General features: G+C 73.0%; 16 protein-coding genes. 1 reads left to right on the top strand and 15 read right to left on the bottom strand.

Annotated elements, in window-relative coordinates:
* Positions 1-114 precede the first annotated feature (114 nt).
* On the bottom strand, positions 115-717 hold the full coding sequence (gene nadD / locus AB0L25_RS12805; RefSeq protein ID WP_500171464.1) for a nicotinate-nucleotide adenylyltransferase: 603 nt from the start codon (positions 715-717) through the stop codon (positions 115-117).
* Positions 718-818: 101 nt separating this feature from the next.
* Between nadD and AB0L25_RS12800 the strand changes: the two genes are divergently transcribed.
* Positions 819-1,835, top strand: coding sequence for a M48 family metallopeptidase (locus AB0L25_RS12800; RefSeq protein ID WP_500171462.1), 1,017 nt, complete (start codon positions 819-821; stop codon positions 1,833-1,835).
* Between the two features lie 235 nt (positions 1,836-2,070).
* Here the strand turns inward: AB0L25_RS12800 and AB0L25_RS12795 are convergent, their stop codons facing one another.
* The 14 genes from AB0L25_RS12795 to AB0L25_RS12730 form a co-directional block, all read right to left on the bottom strand.
* Positions 2,071-3,834 (bottom strand): TIGR03767 family metallophosphoesterase, encoded by a 1,764-nt coding sequence (locus AB0L25_RS12795; protein WP_500171460.1) that lies wholly within the window; start codon positions 3,832-3,834, stop codon positions 2,071-2,073.
* A 99-nt stretch (positions 3,835-3,933) separates the two neighbouring features.
* The gene (locus tag AB0L25_RS12790) at positions 3,934-5,205 is read right to left on the bottom strand and encodes a glutamate-5-semialdehyde dehydrogenase (protein ID WP_500171458.1); all 1,272 of its coding nucleotides are present in this window, start codon (positions 5,203-5,205) and stop codon (positions 3,934-3,936) included.
* Positions 5,206-5,236: 31 nt separating this feature from the next.
* Complete coding sequence (gene proB / locus AB0L25_RS12785; protein ID WP_500171456.1) at positions 5,237-6,349, bottom strand: glutamate 5-kinase; 1,113 nt, start codon at positions 6,347-6,349, stop codon at positions 5,237-5,239.
* 16 nt (positions 6,350-6,365) lie between these two features.
* Positions 6,366-7,760, bottom strand: coding sequence for a GTPase ObgE (obgE, locus tag AB0L25_RS12780; RefSeq protein WP_500171454.1), 1,395 nt, complete (start codon positions 7,758-7,760; stop codon positions 6,366-6,368).
* A 101-nt stretch (positions 7,761-7,861) separates the two neighbouring features.
* A complete protein-coding gene (rpmA, locus tag AB0L25_RS12775) occupies positions 7,862-8,119 on the bottom strand; it encodes a 50S ribosomal protein L27 (protein WP_021595697.1) in 258 nt (85 codons plus the stop codon).
* Between the two features lie 13 nt (positions 8,120-8,132).
* Positions 8,133-8,447: a 50S ribosomal protein L21 gene (rplU, locus tag AB0L25_RS12770; RefSeq protein WP_500171451.1), complete on the bottom strand. Its 315-nt coding sequence runs from the start codon at positions 8,445-8,447 to the stop codon at positions 8,133-8,135.
* A gap of 319 nt (positions 8,448-8,766) precedes the next feature.
* A complete protein-coding gene (locus AB0L25_RS12765; protein WP_500171449.1) occupies positions 8,767-12,189 on the bottom strand; it encodes an Rne/Rng family ribonuclease in 3,423 nt (1,140 codons plus the stop codon).
* A 191-nt stretch (positions 12,190-12,380) separates the two neighbouring features.
* Complete coding sequence (locus tag AB0L25_RS12760; RefSeq protein ID WP_500171447.1) at positions 12,381-13,235, bottom strand: TIGR03936 family radical SAM-associated protein; 855 nt, start codon at positions 13,233-13,235, stop codon at positions 12,381-12,383.
* 356 nt (positions 13,236-13,591) lie between these two features.
* The gene (locus AB0L25_RS12755; RefSeq protein ID WP_500171445.1) at positions 13,592-15,514 is read right to left on the bottom strand and encodes a TIGR03960 family B12-binding radical SAM protein; all 1,923 of its coding nucleotides are present in this window, start codon (positions 15,512-15,514) and stop codon (positions 13,592-13,594) included.
* Between the two features lie 73 nt (positions 15,515-15,587).
* On the bottom strand, positions 15,588-16,769 hold the full coding sequence (gene rodA / locus AB0L25_RS12750; RefSeq protein WP_500171495.1) for a rod shape-determining protein RodA: 1,182 nt from the start codon (positions 16,767-16,769) through the stop codon (positions 15,588-15,590).
* The gene (gene mrdA, locus AB0L25_RS12745) at positions 16,769-18,844 is read right to left on the bottom strand and encodes a penicillin-binding protein 2 (RefSeq protein ID WP_500171443.1); all 2,076 of its coding nucleotides are present in this window, start codon (positions 18,842-18,844) and stop codon (positions 16,769-16,771) included. The genes rodA and mrdA overlap by 1 nt, the downstream gene beginning before the upstream one ends.
* Positions 18,841-19,452 carry a rod shape-determining protein MreD gene (gene mreD, locus AB0L25_RS12740; protein ID WP_500171441.1) on the bottom strand — a complete coding sequence of 204 codons (612 nt, stop codon included), beginning with the start codon at positions 19,450-19,452 and terminating at the stop codon, positions 18,841-18,843. Before mreD ends, mrdA begins: the two co-directional genes overlap by 4 nt.
* 1 nt (position 19,453) lies before the next feature.
* Entirely contained in the window at positions 19,454-20,476 is a 1,023-nt protein-coding gene (mreC, locus tag AB0L25_RS12735) for a rod shape-determining protein MreC (RefSeq protein ID WP_500171439.1), read from the bottom strand.
* A 51-nt stretch (positions 20,477-20,527) separates the two neighbouring features.
* Entirely contained in the window at positions 20,528-21,562 is a 1,035-nt protein-coding gene (locus AB0L25_RS12730; protein ID WP_500171437.1) for a rod shape-determining protein, read from the bottom strand.
* Positions 21,563-21,719: the final 157 nt, after the last annotated feature.

Here is a 21,719-nt window from a genome sequence, read left to right as displayed (position 1 = left end):
GATCAATTTGTCGTCCGGCCGCGTTCACACGCGACCCTTCCTACTCCAGGGTATGTCGGACGACGCGGGGTCGGAGCGGGGCGGACGGACGAGCCGTGCGGATCGTCGCGCAGGTCAGGACGGTTCGTCGCGGTAGAGGCCGCGCTTGTTGATGTACTGGACGATCCCGTCGGGGACGAGGTACCAGATCGGCTCGCCGGAGTGGACGCGGTCGCGGCACTCGGTGGAGGAGATCGACAGGGCCGGGACCTCCATGAGGGACACGCGCCCGTTGGGCAGGCCGGGGTCGGCGAGGCGGTGCCCGGGGCGGGTGACGCCGATGAAGTGGGCGAGGTCGAACAGTTCGTCGGTGTCGTGCCAGGTGAGCATCTTCTCGAGCGCGTCGGCGCCGGTGATGAAGAACAGGTCGGCTTCGGGCCCCTGGACGTCGCGGATGTCGCGGAGCGTGTCGACGGTGTAGGTGGGGCCGGGACGGTCGATGTCGACGCGGCTGACGGAGAAGCGCGGGTTGGAGGCGGTGGCGATGACGGCCATGAGGTAGCGGTCCTCGGCGGCGGCGACCTTGCGGCCCTCCTTGTGGGACGAAAGGCCGGTGGGGACGAAGACCACTTCGTCCAGCGAGAAGAAGTGCGCCACCTCGCTGGCGGCCACCAGGTGCCCGTGGTGGATCGGGTCGAACGTGCCGCCCATGATCCCGAGCCGCCGCTTTTGCGTCATGACGACGAGAATAGCCAGCCGGTGAACCGGCCGGAACGTTCACCCCGGCGTCCGGCGGGAACCCTGTGGCGCGCCGGTTCGTCGGAACTACCATGCCTGACATGACGGAGAACACACCGGATCGAGCACGCAAGCGCTTCCCGGGGATCAGCTCCCGGGCCTACGAACACCCGGCGGACCGCTCGGCGCTGGTGGCGCTGCGCTCGCTGTCCGGGTTCGACGTCGTCCTGCGCAAGCTGTCGGGACTGGTCAACGAGCGGGCCATCAGGCTGATGTTCCTCGGCGGGACCGTCCGGGTCGGTGAGAGCCAGTTCCACCACCTCCACGACATGGTGCGGGACGCGTCGTACATCCTCGACCTGAAGGAGGTGCCCGACGTCTTCGTCAAGCAGGACCCGACCCCGAACGCGATGGCGCTGGGCTCCGACAACCCGTTCATCGTGATCAACACCGGGCTGATCGACCTGCTGGACGACGAGGAGCTGCGGTTCGTCGTCGGGCACGAGGTCGGGCACATCCTGTCCGGGCACGCCGTCTACCAGACGATGATGCAGATCCTCATCGGGCTCGGGTCGCGGCTGGCGTGGCTGCCGCTCGGCAACGTGGGCATCGCGGCGATCATCATCGGGCTGCGGGAGTGGTTCCGCAAGGCGGAGCTGTCGTCGGACCGCGCGGGCCTGCTCGCCGGGCAGGACCTGGACGCCGCCAAGCGCGTGAACATGAAGCTCGCGGGCGGGACGAAGCTGTCGGAGATGAGCGCCGAGGCGTTCCTGGAGCAGGCCCGCGAGTACGACGCGGCCGGCGACGTCCGGGACGGGCTGCTGAAGTTCCTGAACCTGCTGCCGCAGTCGCACCCGTTCGCGGTGATCCGGTTCGCGGAGATCGAGAAGTGGGCGCGCAGCGGGGAGTACGAGCGCATCCTCGCCGGGGACTACCCGCGCCGCGACGACGACGGCAGCGCGAAGGTCACCGACGAGATCAGGAACGCGGCCCGGTCGTACCGGGAGTCGTGGGAGCAGACGGCGGACCCGTTCGTCGGCAAGGTCCGCGACATGGCGGACGCGGCCGCGGGCGCGGCGGGCGGCCTTTTCGACCGCATCGCCCGACGCCCCAACTGAGCTTGCCCAGGGGGGCGACCCCCTGGAACCCCCGTCGGTCGCGGAACGATCCTCGCGTGCTGGTGCAAGCCCTCGGGTCCTGAACGGCCGACGTACGCACGCTCCGGTCGTCCCGCTCCGCGCTTCGCGCGACCTCCGGCGCCGGGCGCCTCCGGCCGCGCGAAGCGTGCCGTGGCCAGGGCCGCCGTGACACGGACACGGCGGCCCTTTCGGCGTGCCGGATCGCCCTGGACGCCTAGAACGGCTTGGGGACGAGGAGTTCGACGTTGCGGTCGTCGGCGGCGCCGCGGCGCTCGTCCGGCGCGTCCTGCCAGTCGTTGCCGGCGAGTTCGCGGGCGAGGGACGCCAGCCGGACGGGGTCGCCGATCCGGCCGCCGTGCGCGGCGGGTCCGGCCGAGTCGAGGACGGTCGCGAAGATCGACAGGGTGCCGTCGCCGTTGTCGGCGAGCTCGACGATGCGGCTCTGCTGCGGGAAATCGATGTGCGCGGCCGTGTTGACCTCCCAGAAGCCGCCCGGGCCGGCCGCGCCCTCGCGGGCGTGCGGGACGACCTCGTTGCGGTGGGTGTGGCCGTTCACCCACAGGACGACGTTCGGGTAGCGGAGCAGGAGGGCCTTCACCTCGTCGCCGAGGACCCGGTCGCCGCCGAGCGGGTTGCCGAGGGAGGCGATCGGGTGGTGGCTGAACAGGACGAACAGGCGGTCCCGGACGTCGTGCATCACGAGGTCGCCGCGGGCGTCGCGGTAGCGGCGGCTGCCGGCCTTGAGCTCGTCCTCCAGCCAGGCGAGCTGGGCGCGGTCGAGGGAGCCCTCGGAGTAGCCGTTGGGGTTGACGGTGTCGAGCGCGATGCCCCGCACGACGCCCTGGTCGAACGCGTAGTAGGCCGTCCCGTCGCGGAGGTTGGCGGCGGTGAAGCCGTGGCCGCGCAGGGACGCGCTCGTGCTGAAGTGCTCGCGGACGACCTCGGCGCGCGACAGCATCCGGCGGTCCGGGTCCGGGGTGACCGGCCGGAACAGGCCGCCGCCGGACGCGCCGCGGGCGCGGCTCAGCCGCACCAGTTCGCGCCCGTTCCCGTCGGTGATCATGCGGGCGAGCCGCTGTGCCTGCGCGTCGTCGGCCGGGGCGCCGATCTTGATGCCGCCGGTGGCGAGCGCGGTGACCAGCGGGTTGATGGGCAGGTTGCCCTGGACCAGGCCGTCGTGGTTGCCGAACACCGCGTACCAGGGCGCCCGCAGGCCGGTCGCCCGGAAGGGGCGGCGGGCGGCGTCCATGAGGCCCGGGACGCGCGGGAACCCGTGCCGCGCCGTCGGCAGGTCGGCCTCGGCGCCGGGCGGCGGGCCCTCGGGGTGCCAGTAGGCGCGGTCGTAGGCGGCGAGGTCCATGACGCCCTCGTACCGGTTCGGGTCGCCGGAGTCGGGGCGGACGCGCCCGCCGTCGAGCAGGTCGATGATCCAGCGGATCTCGTTGTACTGGACGTTGTCGGCCGCGTCCCCGGTGTTGATGACGAACGCGAGGTCGAGGCCGGTCGCGGGGCCGCGCCCGACGGCGTTCATCGACCGGACCATGGCCTCGGCGATGTGCGTGGAGAGGATCTCCTGCGGGCGGTACGCGCCCTCGACTGGCAGGACGCTCAGGGCGTCCTTGAACCGGTCGACGAACTCGACGCGCGCCGGGGACTGCGCGTCGATCACGTGGACGTCGGTGAGGTGCCCGAAGGCGAGGACGCCGCGGCGGCGCGCGGCCCGGCCGGGCGACGCGGTGCCGCCGAGGTCGCGGCGCAGGACGTGCGGCTCCCCCGGGCCGGCGACGATCTTGCGGTAGCCGCCCGCGCCCGGGGCGCCGAGGAGGTAGGTGCGGTCGAGGGTCGTTCCGGCGACCGGACCGCGCAGGCGGGGCGCGGCGGCGGCGCGGGCCGGGAAGGCGGTGAGCCCGGTGGCGGCGATCCCCGCCCCCAGGGCTGCGCCCTGCAGGACGCGGCGGCGGCTGATCTCACGAGTCACGCTGTGGATCAGACCACACGGATACGAGTGACATCAAGCCCCGAGATGTCACATAGATGAACGAATCTCGGATCAGCCGCCGCCGGACCGGACGGACGGTCAGGCGCCGCGCAGGTGCCCGTCGCCCGTGACGACGTACTTCGTCGAGGTCAGCTCCTGCAGGCCCATCGGGCCGCGCGCGTGCAGCTTCTGCGTGGAGATGCCGATCTCCGCGCCGAAGCCGAACTCGCCGCCGTCGGTGAACCGGGTCGAGGCGTTCACCATCACGGCCGCCGAGTCGACGAGCGCGGTGAAGCGGCGCGCGGCGGCCTGCGACGTGGTCACGATCGCCTCCGTGTGGCCCGACCCGTACCGGCGGATGTGCGCGACGGCGTCGTCCAGGGAGCCGACGACGCGGGCGGCGATGTCGAGCGAGAGGTACTCGGCGTACCAGTCGTCCTCGGTCGCCTCGACGACGCCGTCACCGAGCGACCGGACGCGCTCGTCCCCGTGGACGGTGACGCCCTTCTCCTGGAGCGCAGCAAGCGCGCGCGGGACGAACTCGTCGGCGACGTCCGCGTGCACCAGGAACGTCTCCGCCGCGTTGCAGACGGACGGACGCTGCGTCTTCGAGTTCACGAGGATGTCCAGCGCCACGTCCAGGTCGGCGGCGGCGTCGACGTAGACCGAGCAGTTCCCCACCCCGGTCTCGATCACGGGGACGGTCGACTCCTCCACGACCGAGTTGATCAGCGACGCGCCGCCCCGCGGGATCAGCACGTCCACGAGCCCGCGCGCGCGCATCAGGTGCTTGACCGACTCACGGGACGTGCCGGGGACGAGCTGCACCGCGTCCTCCGGGACGTCCGTGCCCCGCAGCGCCTCCTGCATCACCGTCACCAGCACCGAGTTCGACTCGTACGCCGACGACGAGCCACGCAGCATCGCGACGTTCCCGCTCTTCAGGCACAGCGCGGCGGCGTCCACCGTGACGTTCGGACGGCCCTCGTAGATGATCCCGACGACGCCCAGCGGCACCCGGATCTGCCGCAGCTCCAGGCCGTTCGGCAGGACGTTCCCGCGCACCGTCTCCCCCACCGGGTCCGGCAGCGCCGCGACCTCCCGGACCGCCTCGGCGATCGCGGCGATCCGCTCCGCCGACAGGCTCAGCCGGTCGATCATGTACTCCGGGGTGCCGTTCTCCCGGGCCCGCGCGACGTCCGTCTCGTTCGCCTTGATGATCCGCGCGGCCCCGTCCACCAGCGCGTCCGCGATCGCGCGCAGCGCGGCGTCCTTCGCGGCGCGCGGCAGCGGCGCCAGCCCCGCGGCGGCGTCGCGGGCGGTCCGCGCCACCCGCAGGAACTCCTCGCGTTCCCGGTCCTGCTCGCTCATCCGACGTTCCTCTCCGGTCGAATTCCTGGGGTCAGCGGTCGGTCAGCACCACGAGATGGTCGCGGTGGATGATCTCGCGTTCGTACTCGGGGCCCAGCTCGCGCGCCAGCCAGCGGGTGGAGCGGCCCATCAGGTCGGGGATCTCCGACGCGTCGTAGTTCGCCAGGCCGCGCGCGACGACCCGGCCGTCCGCGCCGCACAGGTCGACCGGGTCGCCCGCCGCGAAGTCGCCCTCGACGCCCGTCACGCCCGCGGGGAGCAGCGACTTGCCCCGCTGGACGACCGCGTCGACGGCGCCCGGGTCGAGCACGATGCGGCCCTGCCCGGTCGTGGCGTGCGCCAGCCACAGGTGCCGGGTGGCGCGGCGGCGGTCGTCCGCCGGGTGGAACAGCGTGCCGACGGCGTCGCCCGCGACCGCCCGCGCGGCGGACGCGGCGTTCGTCAGCACCACCGGGATGCCCGCGATCCGGGCCGCCTCCACCTTGGTGACCATGCCGCCGGTGCCGACGCGTCCCGACCCGCCCAGCTTCACGCCGTCCAGGTCCGCCGGGGACCGGACGTCGGTGATGCGGCGGGCGCCCGGCTGCCGCGGGTCGCCCGTGTACAGGGCGTCCACGTCCGACAGCAGGACGAGCGCGTCCGCGCGGGTCAGGTGGGCGACGAGCGCCGCGAGCCGGTCGTTGTCGCCGAACCGGATCTCGTCGGTGGCGACCGTGTCGTTCTCGTTGACGATCGGCAGCACCCCGAGCGCGAGGAGCTGCGCGAGCGTCCGCTGCGCGTTGCGGTGGTGGGAGCGGCGCATCATGTCGTCGGCGGTCAGCAGCACCTGCCCGACCGTGACGCCGTACCGGGCGAACGACGACGTGTACCGGGCGAACAGCGCGCCCTGCCCGACGCTGGCCGCCGCCTGCTGCGTCGCGAGGTCGGACGGGCGCCGCGTCAGCCCGAGCGGGCCGAGCCCGGCCGCGATCGCCCCCGACGACACGAACACGATCTCCGCGCCCGCGTCGCGGCGGGCCGCCAGGACGTCCACGAGGGCGTCGATGCGGGCGGCGTCGATCGTCCCCTGCGGCGTGGTCAGCGACGACGAGCCCGCCTTGACCACGATCCGGCGGGCCTTCGCGATCTCCGCGCGTTCGGTCACGGACGTCCCTCCCCGGTCAGCGGCCGTCGAGCCGGCGGTCGGTGCCGCGCGGTCCCGCGGCGACCTCCCCGGCCGGGATGTCGGGCTCCCAGTCGAACACCACCGAGTCGTCCACGGTGCCGATCATGACGGTCGCGCCCGCCTCGGCGCCCGCCTCGCGCAGGGCGTCCTCGATGCCGAGCCGCGCGAGGCGGTCGGCGAGGTACCCGACGGCCTCCTCGTTCTGGAAGTCGGTCTGCCGCAGCCACCGGACGGGCTTCTCCCCGGTGATCAGGTAGGTGTTCTCGCCCATCGTCTTGACCTCGAACTCGGCTCCGCCGCCGACCGGCTCCGGCCGGATCACGATGCGGGTCGGCTCCGCCGGGGGCAGGCTCGCGCGGTGCTCCGCGACCATCGCGGCCAGCGCGAACGACAGCTCCCGCAGGCCCTCGTGGGTCGCCGCGGACACCTCGAACACGCGCAGCCCGCGCGCCTCGAACTCCGGACGGACGAGCTCGGCGAGGTCGCGCGCGTCCGGGACGTCCACCTTGTTCAGCACGACCAGGCGCGGACGATCGGACAGCGGCCGGTCGCCGAGGACGCGGTCGTACGCCTGCAGTTCGCGCTCGATGACCTCGAAGTCGCTGAGCGGGTCACGTCCGGGCTCGGGCGTCGCGCAGTCGAGGACGTGCGCGAGCGTCGACGAGCGCTCGATGTGCCGGAGGAACTCGAGGCCGAGGCCGCGGCCCTCGCTGGCGCCCTCGATCAGGCCCGGGACGTCGGCGACCGTGAACGTCGTGTCGCCCGCGCTGACCACCCCGAGGTTCGGGACGAGCGTGGTGAACGGGTAGTCGGCGATCTTCGGCTTCGCGGCGGACAGCGCGGCGATCAGCGACGACTTCCCGGCGCTCGGGAAGCCGACCAGCGCGACGTCGGCGACGCTCTTCAGCTCCAGCACGACGTCGCGTTCCTCGCCGGGCTCGCCGAGCAGCGCGAACCCCGGCGCCTTCCGCTTGGCGGTGGCCAGCGCCGCGTTCCCGAGGCCGCCGCGGCCGCCGCGCGCGATCACGAACCGGGTGCCCTCGCCGACCAGGTCGGCCAGCACCTCGTCGCCCTCCTTGACGACGGTGCCGTCGGGGACCGGCAGGACCACGTCGTCGCCGTTGGCGCCCGTCCGGTGCCCGCCCTGCCCCGGCCGGCCGTTGCCCGCCCGGCGGTGCGGGCGCCGGTGGTACTCCAGGAGGCTCGCGGCGTTCGTGTCGACGACGAGCACGACGTCGCCGCCGTTGCCGCCGTTCGCCCCGTCCGGTCCGCCGAGCGGCTTGAACTTCTCCCGGTGGATCGACGCGCAGCCGTTCCCGCCGCTGCCCGCCGCGACGTGCAGCACCACCCGGTCCACGAACTGGGCACCCGATCCCGCACCAGCGGCCACGGCGACTCTCCTTGCGCTCGGCCCCGCGAAGGGCTCTGAAAACAGCGCAAGGGACGGACCCGAACGGTCCGCCCCTTGCGAAAGACTCTTCCCGAAGCGGACTACTCCGCCGGCGGGACGACGCTGACCGCGTTGCGGCCGCGGTAGCGCCGGAACTCCACCGCACCCGCGACGAGCGCGAACAGCGTGTCGTCGCCGCCGCGGCCGACGCCGGGGCCGGGGTGGAAGTGGGTGCCGCGCTGCCGGACGATGATCTCGCCGGCGTTGACGACCTGGCCGCCGAACCGCTTCACGCCGAGGCGCTTGGCGTTGGAGTCGCGACCGTTACGGCTGGACGATGCGCCCTTCTTGTGTGCCATGTGACCGCTCTCCTTACTTTCCGGACTTGATACCGGTGATCTTGACCTCGGTGTACGGCTGGCGGTGACCCATCCGCCGCTTGTACCCGGTCTTGTTCCGGTAGTGCATGATGTTGATCTTCGGGCCCTTGACCGCGCCGAGGATCTCGGCGGTCACCTCGTAGCGCGCCAGGTCGGCCGAAGAGCTGACGACCTGGTCGCCGTCCACGACCAGCACGGCCGGGAACGTGACGGTCGAGCCCACCTCGCCGGCCAGCTTGTCGACGGTCAGCACGTCATCGACGGCGACCTTCTCCTGCCTGCCGCCTGCGCGGACAATCGCGTACACCGCGGAAACCTCTCGTCGTGCGCGTGCTTCTGGATCGAACCAGTCCCACGCGTGGCTGTACCAGCCCTCGGGTGAGGGCCTACCCCCGGCACGGGGCCGAAGGCGGCACGCCGGGCCGAAGCCGCGGCGCTCTCTGCTCGTTCCCCACCGGATCGGCGGGGGGTGCACCGGCCGATCCCCGGACGGGGGCCGCGGTGCGAGTTCGTGTCGGCGCGCGTCACCGCACACCGAAGTACGAGTGTACTGGACGCCCTGACCCGAACGCGAACGCGTGCGCGTGCACGTACCCGCGCGCGGGCCAGGACGTCCCGTCCGTCCGTCAGTCGTCGGCGCCGTCGGCGGCCTGGGCGGCGACGCGGGAGCGCCGGGTGCGGCGGCGCGGGGCCGCGGTGGCCTCGCCGTCGCCCTCCCCGCCCGCGGCGGCCTCGGCCGGCGCCGCCGGCTCGGCGGCCTCGGCCGCGTCCGGCGCGGCGCCGTTCGACAGCCCGTTCGACGAGCCGTTCGCCTGCACCGCGACCGGCTCGGCCTCGGCGGCGTCCAGCGTGCCGGGCGCGACGTCCGCGGCGGCCTCCGCGGCCTCGACCGCGGCCTGCGCGGGCTGCGCCTCGTCGGCGTCCGGCTCCGGCGGCGGCCCGGCCGGGCGCTTGGCCGGGCCCGACTTCTTCGGGCGCGTCCGCACCGGCTCGGCGACCGGCGCGGCCTCCTCCGCGGCGGGCGCGGCGGCCTCGGCCGGCTCGGCCTCCGCGGCCTTCGCCGCGCGGCCCCTCCGGCCCTTCGCGGGCTCCGCCTTCGCCGCCTCCTGCTTCGGCTCGCCCTTGGCGGCCTTCGCGTCCGGCTTCTCCGACTTCGCCAGCTTCTCCTCGACGGCCCGCTCGACCTCGCCCTTGCGCTTGCGGCGCCGTCCGCCCGTGTCCTTCTCGGCCTTCAGGTCGACGGGCGTCAGGTGGACGTGGATGCCGCGGCCGTTGCACGACTCGCACGTCTCCGAGAACGCCTCCAGCAGGCCCTGGCCGACGCGCTTGCGGGTCATCTGCACGAGGCCCAGCGAGGTGACCTCGGCGACCTGGTGCTTGGTACGGTCCCGCGACAGGCACTCGACCAGGCGGCGCAGCACCAGGTCGCGGTTGCTCTCCAGCACCATGTCGATGAAGTCGATCACGACGATGCCGCCGATGTCGCGCAGCCGGAGCTGGCGGACGATCTCCTCGGCCGCCTCCAGGTTGTTGCGGGTGACGGTCTCCTCGAGGTTGCCGCCCTGCCCGGTGAACTTCCCGGTGTTGACGTCGATGACCGTCATCGCCTCGGTGCGGTCGATCACCAGCGAGCCGCCGCTCGGCAGCCACACCTTGCGGTCCAGCGCCTTCGCGATCTGCTCGTCGATGCGGAACGCGCCCAGCACGTCCTGGTCGTCCGTCCAGCGCTCCACGCGGTCGGCGAGGTGCGGGGCGACGTACTCGACGTACTCCGACACCGTGTCCCACGCGCCCGCGCCGGACACGACGAGCTTGCTGAAGTCCTCGTTGAAGATGTCGCGGACGACGCGGATGGTCAGGTCCGGCTCGCCGTACAGCAGCGACGGCGCCGACGCGTTCTTGACCTTCTTCTGGATGCTGTCCCACTGGGCCGCCAGGCGCGACACGTCGCGCGCCAGCTCCTCCTCGGTGGCGCCCTCCGCCGCCGTCCGCACGATCACGCCCGCGTTGTCGGGCATGACCCGCTTCAGGATCTGCTTGAGGCGGCTGCGCTCCTTGTCGGGGAGCTTGCGGCTGATGCCGGTCATCGAGCCGTCCGGCACGTACACCAGGTAGCGGCCGGGCAGCGAGACCTGGCTGGTCAGCCGGGCGCCCTTGTGGCCGAGCGGGTCCTTGGTGACCTGCACCAGCACCGACTGGCCCGACTTCAGCGCCGACTCGATGCGGCGCGGCTGCCCCTCCAGCCCGGCGACGTCCCAGTTGACCTCGCCCGCGTACAGGACGGCGTTGCGGCCCTTGCCGATGTCGACGAACGCCGCCTCCATCGACGGCAGCACGTTCTGCACCTTGCCGAGGTACACGTTCCCGACGTACGACTGGTGCGTCGCGCGGTTCACGTAGTGCTCGACCAGGACGTCGTCCTCGAGGACCGCGATCTGCGTGCGCTCGCCCTCCTGGCGGACGACCATGACCCGCTCGACCGACTCGCGGCGCGCCAGGAACTCCGCCTCGGTGATCACCGGCGGGCGGCGGCGGCCCTGCTCGCGGCCCTCCCGGCGGCGCTGCTTCTTGGCCTCCAGGCGGGTGGACCCGCGCACGGACTGGACCTCGTCCTCGACTGCCCGCGCCTCGCGGACGTGCACGACGGTGTTCGGCGGGTCGTCGGCGACGCCCGTGCCGTCACCGTCGCCGCCCGACCGGCGCCTGCGGCGGCGCCGCCGGCGGCTCGTCCCGCCCTGGCCGGACTCGTCGTCGGCGTCCCCGGCGTCGGCCTCGGCCTCGGCCTCCTCGGGCTGCTCCTTGGCGTCCTTGGTCTTCGCGGCCTTGGTCTTCTCGGTCTTGGACCGGTCCTTGACCTTGTCGCCCTTGTCGCCCTTGTCGGCCTTGTCCGCCTTCTCGGTGCGGGCCTTGTCGGCGGGGGCCGGCTCCTCCTCGGCCTCCTCGGCGCCCTGGGCCTCGTCGTCGACGCCGTCCCTGCCGTTGCGGCCCCGGCCGCGGCCGCCGCGGCGGCGCCTGCGGCGGGACGGGCGGTCCTCGGAGTCGTCGTCGGCGCGGTCGTCGATCTCCTCGTCGGCCTCGCGCTCGGCCGTCTCGGCGGCGGCCTTGACCGCCTCCTCGCGGCGGGCGGCGTCCTCCGCCTTCGGCTGCGGCGGCTGGAACACCACCATCGGCGGCTGGAAGGTCACGCCGGGCACCGCGATGCCGCTCGCGGGCTCGGTCTCCGACACCTCGCCGGTGCCGGGCGCCGTCCCCGCCACCGGAACGGCGGGAACCTCCGGAACGGACGGGACGGCGGGCGGGACGGTCGGCGCGGGCGGCACCTCGGCGGACGCGGCGGGCGGCTCGGCGGGCGCGGCGCTCTCGGCCGGCGGCTCCGCGGTCTTCGCGGCGGCGGTGCGGCGGCGGGTGCGGGTCCGGGTCGCGGGGGCCTTCTCCTCCGCCTTCTCGTCCGTCTTCTCGTCCGCCTTCTTCGCGGACTCGCCCGCGAGTTCCGGGGACGTCTCGGCGCCGGTCGGCGGGACGGGCTCGGCGGTCTCCGCGGACCCGGCCGGCGCGGCTGCCTTCGTGCTCCTGCGGGCGCGGGTCCGGGTGGTCTTCTTCGGGGGCGCGGGCTCCTCGGCGGCGGCGGAGGCGGGCTCCGGCGCGGCCTGCGTCGCTTCCGCGGTCTCCTCCCCCGGCGCGCCTTCGGCCCGCGCGGCGTCCTCCCCCGGCGCGGCGTCGCCCTGCGGGGCGTCGCTCTGCGCGTCCTCGGCCTGGGCGCTCGCAGCCTGCGCGGCGTCCTCAGGCTGCGCGTCCTCGGGCTCAGCCGCCTCGGCGGCCGCCTCGTCGACGGCCTCGTCGGGCGTCTCGTCCTCGGACGCGGCGTCCGGTGCGGCGGGCGGGGCCGCGGGCTCCTCCTCGATCTCGGGCGGCGGACCGGCGGGACGGCTGGCGCGGCGGCGCGGGCGCGTCGTCACGCCCGACCCTCCGGTGCCGTTCGCCTCGGTCGCGGCGGTGTTCTCGTCATCGGTGCCTTCGGCCTGCGCCGAATCGGCTTCGTTCTCCAGCATGCGGGCAATCTCCCGTCAGGCTCCCGGGCGCGACAGCGCGTTCCGCCCTTCGGCGGATCGGTGCGGTGCGCCGCACGGGAACTCTCCGTCAGTCGGTGTCGCCACCGCCGTCGTCCGGCGGTGACGACGAAGTCGTCGGGGGCGCGCCCACCGTCCCTGCGGACCGGTTCCGTGTCACCACGGCTTCGGCCTCACTGGCGGGCGCCGGCGGCATCCGCGCTCGCGGGCTCCCCGGGCCGCGGCCGTTGCAGGCCGCCGGCCGCCGCGGCGTCGTCGCCGGACGGCGGGCCGATCTCCCGGTCGGGATCCAGGGGATCCCCGAGGCCACCGGTGGCCGCGTCCAGAGGCCCCTGCGCCAGCCTGGTCACCATTGGCGGCGACGGCGGCGCGAGGTCGGCGATCTGGCGCAGACCGGTGAGGATGTCGTCGGGTCGAACGGCGGGTGTGGAATGCCGAACAACCATTCGAAGTATCGCACAAGGGGCATCCGCCGCCTCCGCGGCGCGCCGGTCCGGCTCGTCGGCCTCCGCCTCGAGCACGCTGACCGCGGCGCGCACGTCGAACCGGCGCCGCCCCTTCTTGGTGAGGCGCTCGACCTCGATGACGTCGGCGTCGAGGAAGGCGGCCACGGCCGCGGCGGCGTCGCCCGGGGGCACGCCGTCCAGCCGGATCCGCCACCTGGACGCCTCGAGCCGATCGGCGAACGCGCCGGGCTTGGCCTGCGCGTCTCCGGCGCCGCCCGCACGCACCGGCACGACATCGACGATGTCGAGCCCGGGCGGCAGGGCCGCGTCGAGATCGGCCCGCACCCGCGCAGGGTCGCGGGTCTCGGTGAGCCCGATTTCGAGGTACTCGGCCTCACTGGCAACCCCGGTCGCCGCCGCACCCGCGTACGAGATCTTCGGGTGGGGGGTGAATCCGGCGCTGAACGCGACGGGGATCCCGGCGCGCCGTACGGCGCGTTCCACGGCCCGGGAGATGTCGCGATGGCTCGTGAAGCGCAGCCTGCCGCGCTTGGCATAACGGACGCGCAGGCGCTGGATCACGGGGGCCGGTGCCGGTCCCTCCGGCTTGGGTGCCAGGGCTCTCGTCCTTCCTACTCGTGCCGAGTGTGAAACGTCTCCCTATAGAGTACGGTGCCCCCGCCCCCGATGAGGACGCCCGGTCCGCGGACCGGGACGCGCCGGGCCGGCGAACGCCCCCGCCCCGGCGGCCCGAACGCCCGCCCCCATCGGCGTTCTCGCTGCCAGAGCACCCGGTCCCGACACCCCGCACCCGGCCGCCGCGACCGCGCGGCGAACCCCCGCCCGTCCCGCTGCGGAGCGTGGAAACGAGGCGGCGGCGGGGGCCGAGCCGTCAGGCCCGTCCCGCCGCCGCCTCGTGTCGCTCGGGGCCCGCCTCGTCAGACGACGGAGAGCGGGAGGAGCTTCTTGCCGGTGGGGCCGATCTGGATCTCGGTGCCCATGGTCGGGCAGACGCCGCAGTCGTAGCAGGGGGTCCAGCGGCAGTCGTCGACCTCGGTCTCGTCGACGGCGTCCTGCCAATCCTGCCAGAGCCACTCGCGGTCGAGGCCGGCGTCGAGGTGGTCCCAGGGCAGGACCTCGACCTCGTCGCGCTCGCGGAGGGTGTACCAGTCGAGGTCGACCGGCTCGTCGGCGAGGGCCCGCTCGGCGCAGGCCGTCCAGCGCTCGTAGGAGAAGTGCTCGCTCCAGCCGTCGAAGCGGCCGCCGTCCTCCCAGACGGCGCGGACGATCCGGCCGACGCGGCGGTCGCCGCGCGACAGCAGGCCCTCGATGACCGACGGCTGGCCGTCGTGGTAGCGCAGGCCGATCGCGCGCCCGTACTCCTTGTCGCCGCGCAGGGCGTCCTTGAGCGCGCGGAGGCGGGCGTCGACGGTCTCGTGGTCGCACTGCGCGGCCCACTGGAACGGCGTGTGCGGCTTCGGCACGAACCCTCCGATGGAGACCGTGCAGCGGATGTCCTTGCGGCCGGTCGCCGCGCGGCCGGCCGCGATGACGCGCTTCGCCATGTCGGCGATCGCGAGGACGTCCTCGTCCTCCTCGGTGGGCAGGCCGCACATGAAGTAGAGCTTGACCTGCCGCCAGCCGTTCTCGTACGCGGTGGTGACGGTGCGAATCAGGTCGTCCTCGGTGACCATCTTGTTGATCACCTTGCGCATGCGCTCCGAGCCGCCCTCGGGCGCGAACGTGAGGCCGGAGCGGCGGCCGCCGCGGGAGAACTCGTTCGCGAGCGTGATGTTGAAGGCGTCCACGCGGGTGGACGGGAGCGACAGCGAGGTGTTCGTGCCCTCGTAGCGGTCGGCGAGGCCCTTGGCGACGTCGCCGATCTCGCTGTGGTCGGCGCTGGAGAGGCTGAGGAGGCCGACCTCCTGGAAGCCCGACTCCTTGAGGCCGCTCTCGACCATCGCGCCGATGGTGGTGATCGACCGCTCCCGGACGGGACGGGTGATCATGCCGGCCTGGCAGAACCGGCAGCCGCGGGTGCAGCCGCGGAAGATCTCGACGCTGTACCGCTCGTGCACGGTCTCGGCGAGGGGCACGAGGGGCTTCTTCGGGTACGGCCACTGGTCGAGGTCCATGACCGTGTGCTTCTCGACCCGCCACGGGACGCCCGGACGGTTCGGCGCGACCCGCTTGATGCGGCCGTCGGGCAGGTAGTCGACGTCGTAGAAGCGCGGGACGTACACGCCGCCGGACGCCGCGAGCCGCATCAGCAGCTCGTCGCGCCCGCCCGGCCGGCCCTCGGCCTTCCACTCCCGGACGACCTCGGTGATCGCGAGGACGATCTCCTCGCCGTCGCCGAGGACGGCCGCGTCGACGAAGTCGGCGATCGGCTCGGGGTTGAACGCGGCGTGGCCGCCCGCGATGACGATCGGGTGCTCGCCGGTGCGGTCGGCGGCGTCCAGCGGGATGCCCGCGAGGTCGAGGGCCGTCAGCAGGTTGGTGTAGCCGAGTTCGGTGGAGAACGACACGCCGAACAGGTCGAACGCCCCGACGGGACGGTGGGCGTCCACGGTGAACTGCGGGATGCCGTGCTCCCGCATGACGGCCTCCATGTCCGGGAAGACCGCGTACGTGCGCTCGGCGAGGACGCCCTCGCGCTCGTTGAGGATCTCGTAGAGGATCTGCACGCCCTGGTTCGGGAGCCCGACCTCGTAGGCGTCCGGGTACATGAGCGCCCACCGGACTTCGGCGTCGTCCCAGTCCTTGACCTGCGAGTTCAGCTCACCGCCGACGTACTGAATCGGCTTCTGCACGCCCGGGAGCAGGGGCTCCAGCCGCGGGAAGAGCGATTCGATGGGCATGACGGCGTCCTCCGTGCAGTGGACAGGGAATGGACGGACCAGCCTACCGATCCGGCGCGGCCGGTCGAACCGTTCAGTCGAACGGCCTGCGGCGCAGATGGACGGCCTGGAGCAGCCCGAAGCCGATCATGTTCGCGAACGTCGCGGAACCGCCGTAGGACACGAACGGCAGCGGCAGCCCGGTGATCGGCATCAGGCCGACCGTCATGCCGATGTTCTGGAACGCCTGGTAGCCGAACCAGCAGACGACGCCGGTGGCGACGAGCGTCCCGAACAGGTCGGCGGCCTGGGTCGCGATGCGCAGGCCCCGCCACAGGACGACGCCGATCAGCAGCACGATCGCCGCGCCCCCGATGAAGCCGAGCTCCTCCCCCGCGACCGTGAAGATGAAGTCGGTCTGCTGCTCGGGGACGAAGTTGCCGCTGGTCTGCTCGCCCTGGAAGAGGCCCTGGCCGTCCCAGCCGCCGGACCCGACGGCGATGCGCGACTGGCGGGCGTTGTAGCCGGCGCCGCGCGGGTCGGCGTCGGGGTCGAGGAACGCCGTGAACCGGTCGATCTGGTAGTCCTCCAGCAGCCCGAAGAACCACACGGAGAAGATCGCGAACGCGGCGCCGCCGACCAGCCCGAAGATCCACCGCTTGCGCGTCCCGGAGATCACCAGCATGCCGAACACGACCGCGATGAACACCAGCGTGGTGCCGAGGTCGGGCTGCATCAGGATCAGCGCGGCCGGGACGCCCGCCAGGACGAGCGCGAACAGGATGTCGCGGGTGCCCGGGCCGATCTCGCCGTCCCGGGGCTCGCCGAGGATCATCGCGAGCAGCACGACGAGACCGACCTTCGCGAACTCCGACGGCTGCATCTGGAACCCGCCGCCGATGACGATCCACGAGTGCGACCCGTTGATCGTCGCGCCGAGCGGCGTCAGGACGGCGACGAGGCCCGCGCAGGCCAGGCCGTACAGGATCGGGACGTACGCGCGCAGCAGCCGGTAGTCCAGCAGGGACACGACGGCGCCGAGGGCGAAGCCGATCAGCATGTTGAGCGCGTGCCGCTTGACGAAGCCGTTCGGGTCCTGGCCCTGCTCGACCAGCGAGTGGAACGTCGCGGAGCGGACCAGGAGCGCGCCGATCACCGAGAGGGCAAGCACCGACACGCACAGCGGCCAGTCGAGCCCGCGCAGCGCGGCGAGGCGGCCGCGCCACCGCGGGCGCGTCGCGTACCCCTCGACCGTCCCGGCCTTGGACCCGGTGATCACGGCGCCGCGCCCTGGGCCGCCGGCATCCGCGGCACCTCCGTGGGGAGGCGGCCGTCGTCGAGGATGGGCTCGCGGTCCTTCGTCCCGTACATCGCCTCCCAGATATTGCGGACGATCACGCCGGACGTGGAGGCGCCGAAACCGCCCTGCGAGACCATCGCGACGACGGCGTACCGCGGGTCCTTCGTCGGGCCGAACGAGGCGAACCAGGACATGTCCTCCTGGCCCCAGCGCTCCGCCGTCCCGGTCTTGCCGCCGACGGGGACGCGCTTGAGGTCGAACCCGTTGAACGCCCCGGCGGCCGTTCCCTCCTTCGGGACGTCCGCGAGCGCGTCCCGCATGTACGCGAGGACCTTGTCGTCCACGGGCAGCTCCGTCGGCTCCGGCGCGTCGATCTTCCGGACGACCGAGCCGTCCGGCCGGACGACCGCGACGCCGATGCGCGGCGTGTGCATCTTCCCGCCGTTGGCGAGCGCGGCGTACGCGCGGACGAGCTGCAGCGGGGTCACCATCACGTTGCCCTGCCCGATCGACAGGTTCGCGGCGTCGCCCGCCCGCCACACCATGCCCTCGGCGCAGTTCTCGTGCGCCACCTGCTTGAGGTACGCGGCGCGGGCCGGGTCGGTCTTGGCGACGTTCGGGTAGCCGGTCTTGGCGTGCTTGCAGCTCGCGTCCTTGGTGGCCTCCCAGTACTCGCGCTTCCACTTCGCGTCGGGGATGCGGCCCTCGCTCTCGGCGGGCAGGTCGACGCCGGTGCGGGAGCCGAACCCGAAGTCGCGGGCCGTCTCCACCATCGGGTTCTTCGCGTCGAGCGGCGCGTTCTTGCCGCCGTTGCGAATCCACATCTCGTGGGCGAACTTGTAGAAGATCGTGTCGCAGGACTTCACGAGCGCGGTGTGCAGGTTCATCGTGCCGAGGTTGGCGCCCTGGAAGTTGTTGAACGCGCGGCTGCCGACCATGTACGACCCGGGGCAGTTGTAGGTGCCGTGCAGGTCGTAGCCGGCGCGGATCGCGGCGGCGACGGACGACACCTTGAAGGTCGACCCGGGCGGGCCCATGCCCTGCGTGACGCGGGAGATCAGCGGATTGTTGCTCTTCTCACCGAGGAGGGCGTCGTACTTCTTCTGGGTGATCCCGCCCGTCCAGACGCTCGGGTCGTACGACGGGTAGCTCGCCGTCGCGATCAGCCGCCCGGTCTGGACGTCCATGACCACGGCGGCGCCCGAGTCGGCGGGGCTGCCGTTGCGGCGCGCGGCGTCGATGCCCTCCTTCAGCGCCTTCTCCGCGGCGCCCTGCACCTCGGCGTCGATGCTGGTGACGAGGTGGTAGCCGGGCTTCGGCGGCTGCTCCTCGGCGATGCCGGTGACGCGGCCCTGGCTGTCGACGAGCACCCGGCGGTACCCGGCCTCGCCGCGCAGCGCCTCGTCGTACTCGGCCTCCAGCCCGGCGCGGCCGACGAGGTCGACGGCGCTGTACCCGGTGACCTTGATGCCCTCGCGCTCGGCCATCTCCTCCTCGGTGATCGGCTGGAGGTAGCCGAGGGTCTGGACGGCGGTCGCGCCGTGCGGCGCCGGGTACACCCGGTTCGGCTGGATCTGCGCGGTGACGCCGGGGAAGTCCTCCTTGCGTTCCATGATCTGCAGCGCGGCCCGCGGATCGGTGTCGTCCTGGACGGGGATCGGCTGGTACGGCGAGCCGGGCCAGCAGGGCCGCTCCACGGTCGGGCTGCACAGTCGGATCTTCTGCTGGATGTCGTCGTAGCCGAGGCCGAGGACCTTCCCGAGCCGCCGCAGGACCGCCTCGCCGCCGTCCTCCTGCCGGGCGAGCGCCGTCCGGTCGACCGACACGACGAGCGAGCTCTGGTTGCGCGCGAGGGGCCGGCCCCGGTCGTCCAGGATCATGCCGCGCACGGCCGGGACGACGATGTCGCGGGTGCGGTTCTGCGCGGCGATCGACGCGTACCGCTCGCCGTCCAGGACCTGCAGGGTCCACAGGCGGCCGAGCAGGACGAGCAGCAGCGCCCCGACGAGCACGTACAGCACGACGAGCCGGAAGTGGGTCCGCGGGTTCACAGGTTCCCGCTCCGTCCGGACATCGCACGGTAGCGGGCGGCGGGCACCGAGAACCGGTCGCCGCGGGTGCCGCGGGCGCCGCGCTCGCCTCGCTCGTACCGGCGGGTGGCCCGCAGCACCGCCCACACCACGAACGGGCTGGCGATCACGGTGTACAGGACCTGCAGCGGGACGACGCCGGACACGGTGGCCCAGTCGGCGCGCGGGTCGCCGAGCAGCATGCCCGTCGCGCCGTACAGGACGATCCCGGCGAGGGCGCCCCCGGCGACGCCGAGGAACGGCACGGCGGACTGGCGGTCGACGCCCTCGGAGGCGATGCCGCACAGGTAGCCGATGAGGCAGTAGACGAGCGCGTAGCGCCCGATGGTGTGGTCGGCGGGCGGGACGATGTCGGCGGCCAGGCCCGCGCAGAAACCGGTGATCATGCCGGTACCGGAGCCGGCGACGAGCGCCAGCGCGACCACGGTGAGCAGCACCAGGTCGGGCTGGACGCCGCCGGGCAGCGGCAGCCGGTTCGCCACCGACACCTGCAGGATCAGCGCGACCGCGGCGACCAGCGCGGTGACCAGGTTCCGGCCGGCCGGCGACTGGTCCGGTGGGTTCAGCACGTCACTCTCCCGTGCTCGATTGCGGGGACGGGCTCCGCTCGCCGCTCGGCCGCGCCTCGGTCCCGCCGTCGGACGACGCGCCGGGGCTCGGTGATCCGCTCGGCCGCGGCGTCCGCGACGGCGTGGGGGTGGGCGTGGGGGTCGGTTTGGGTTTGGGCGGCAGCACCGAGTCGCGCGGGTCCGTCTTGGGCGGCGCGACGACGACGGCGACGACGTCCAGGGCGCTGTACCGGACGAACGGGCGGACGTGGGCGGTGCGGGTGAGCCCGCCGGTGCCCTGCTCGACGCGTTCGACGACGCCGATCGGGACGCCCGGCACGTACGGGCGCTGGCCCTGCGAGCCGAACGTGACGATGCGCTGCCCGACCTTGATCGGCGCGCCCGCGTTGAGCAGCTGGAACCGCAGCGGGCTCTCGTCGGCGTCGCGGCCGTGCCGGCCGCGGCCCTGCAGGATGCCGATCTCCTTGGACTCCTCGAGCCGCGCGCCGACCGACGACGTCTGGTCGGTGGCGAGCAGGACGGTCGCGGTGGCGGGGCCGACGCGGGTGACGCGCCCGACGAGGCCCTGCGCGCTCATCACCGTCATGTCGGGCTTGATGCCGCTGCGGCTGCCGACGTCGATGGTGACGGTGTCCTCGTAGCCGTGGCCGGCGGAGATCACCCGCGCGGCGACGATCTCGTAGCCGCCCATCCCGGCGGTGCCGAGCAGCCGCCGGAGCTGCTCGGCGTGGTCCTTGTCGAGCTGCGCCGAGCGGAGCTGCTCGCGGAGCCGCTGGTTCTGCCGCGCGAGCCGTTCGGCGCGGCGGCGCTGCCCGGGCGCGTCGGTGATCGCGTCGAAGGTGTTGCCGATCGGCCGGACGATCGCGGCGGACGCGTGCTCGACCGGGCCGAACACCGTCGCGCCGAGTCCGCGCAGGCCGCGCAGCGGGGAGTCGTCCCCACCGCGGTGGTCAATGGTGATCATCGTGAGCGCCGCGACGAGCAGCACGCCGAGGATCACGCGGGTGCGCCGGGTGTCCCTCACCCACCGACCTCCCCGTTTCTAGTGGAGCCGCCTAGTGGTGCCGCGAGGCGCTCAGTGACGGGGTTCGGGGACGAGGACCTGGCGGAGGGACTCGAAGTCCTCCACGCACTTGCCGGTGCCGAGCGCCACCGAGTCGAGCGGGTTGTCCACGAGGTGGATCGGCATGCCGGTCTCCTCGCGGAGCCGCTCGTCCAGGTTCTTCAGTAGCGCACCACCGCCGGTGAGCGCGATACCACGGTCCATGATGTCCCCCGAAAGCTCGGGCGGGCATTTGTCGAGCGTGGTCTTCACCGCGTCAACGATGCTGTTGACCGGCTCCTCGATGGCCCGCCGCACCTCCTCAGCGGAGATCACGACGGTCTTCGGCAGCCCGCTGACCAGGTCGCGGCCGCGGATCTCGGCGTGCGGCTCCTCGTCGCCGCCGGGATAGGCCGAACCGATGGCCATCTTGATCTCCTCGGCCGTCCGTTCCCCGAGCATGAGGGAGTATTCCTTCTTCGAGAAGGCGATGATGGCCTGGTCGAGCTCGTCGCCGCCGACGCGGACCGACTGGCTCGTGACGATCCCGCCGAGGGAGATGATGGCGACCTCGGTGGTGCCGCCCCCTATGTCGACGACCATGTTGCCGGTCGGCTCGTAGACGGGCAGCCCGGAGCCGATGGCGGCGGCCATGGGCTCCTCGATGATGTAGACGCGGCGGGCGCCGGCCTGGTAGCCGGCCTCCTTCACGGCGCGCTGCTCCACGCCGGTGATCCCGCTCGGGACGGCCACCACGATCCGCGGCTTGGCGAAGTGCCGGCGCTTGTGGACCTTCTGGATGAAGTAGCGGAGCATCCGCTCGGTGACGTCGAAATCGGCGATGACGCCGTCCTTGAGCGGGCGGACGGCGACGATGTTGCCGGGCGTGCGGCCGATCATCCGCTTCGCCTCGATGCCCACGGCCACGATCTTCCCCGTGTTGGTGTTGATCGCGACGACGGACGGTTCGTTGAGGACGATGCCACGCCCGCGCACGTAGACCAGCGTGTTGGCGGTGCCCAGATCGACCGCCATGTCACGGCCGAGAAACGACAGCTTGTTACCCATGAAAAAGGGAGCCCTTCACGATTGTCGGGCGTTCATAGCGGCGTGTCCATCGTAACGCGAGAGTGGCTGTCAGGGCAGGTACCCCGCGACCGCGAGTCACCGAAAAAACGGGTGCTGACCAGGCTTATTTTAGTTAAAGATACGCGGGCCGGAGGTT

The organism is Spirillospora sp. NPDC052242, from assembly GCF_040679555.1.
GTDB lineage: Bacteria > Actinomycetota > Actinomycetes > Streptosporangiales > Streptosporangiaceae > Spirillospora.
This window is presented reverse-complemented; position numbering and strand designations above follow the sequence as displayed.

What these genes read in the sequence shown, in the direction of transcription:
- nadD (WP_500171464.1), bottom strand. Translation starts at nt 717, where the DNA reads ATGACGCAAAAGCGGCGGCTCGGGATCATGGGCGGCACGTTCGACCCG.
- AB0L25_RS12790 (WP_500171458.1), bottom strand. Translation starts at nt 5,205, where the DNA reads ATGAGCGAGCAGGACCGGGAACGCGAGGAGTTCCTGCGGGTGGCGCGG.
- AB0L25_RS12730 (WP_500171437.1), bottom strand. Translation starts at nt 21,562, where the DNA reads ATGGGTAACAAGCTGTCGTTTCTCGGCCGTGACATGGCGGTCGATCTG.
- AB0L25_RS12755 (WP_500171445.1), bottom strand. Translation starts at nt 15,514, where the DNA reads ATGCCCATCGAATCGCTCTTCCCGCGGCTGGAGCCCCTGCTCCCGGGC.
- AB0L25_RS12765 (WP_500171449.1), bottom strand. Translation starts at nt 12,189, where the DNA reads ATGCTGGAGAACGAAGCCGATTCGGCGCAGGCCGAAGGCACCGATGAC.
- rpmA (WP_021595697.1), bottom strand. Translation starts at nt 8,119, where the DNA reads ATGGCACACAAGAAGGGCGCATCGTCCAGCCGTAACGGTCGCGACTCC.
- AB0L25_RS12800 (WP_500171462.1), top strand. Translation starts at nt 819, where the DNA reads ATGACGGAGAACACACCGGATCGAGCACGCAAGCGCTTCCCGGGGATC.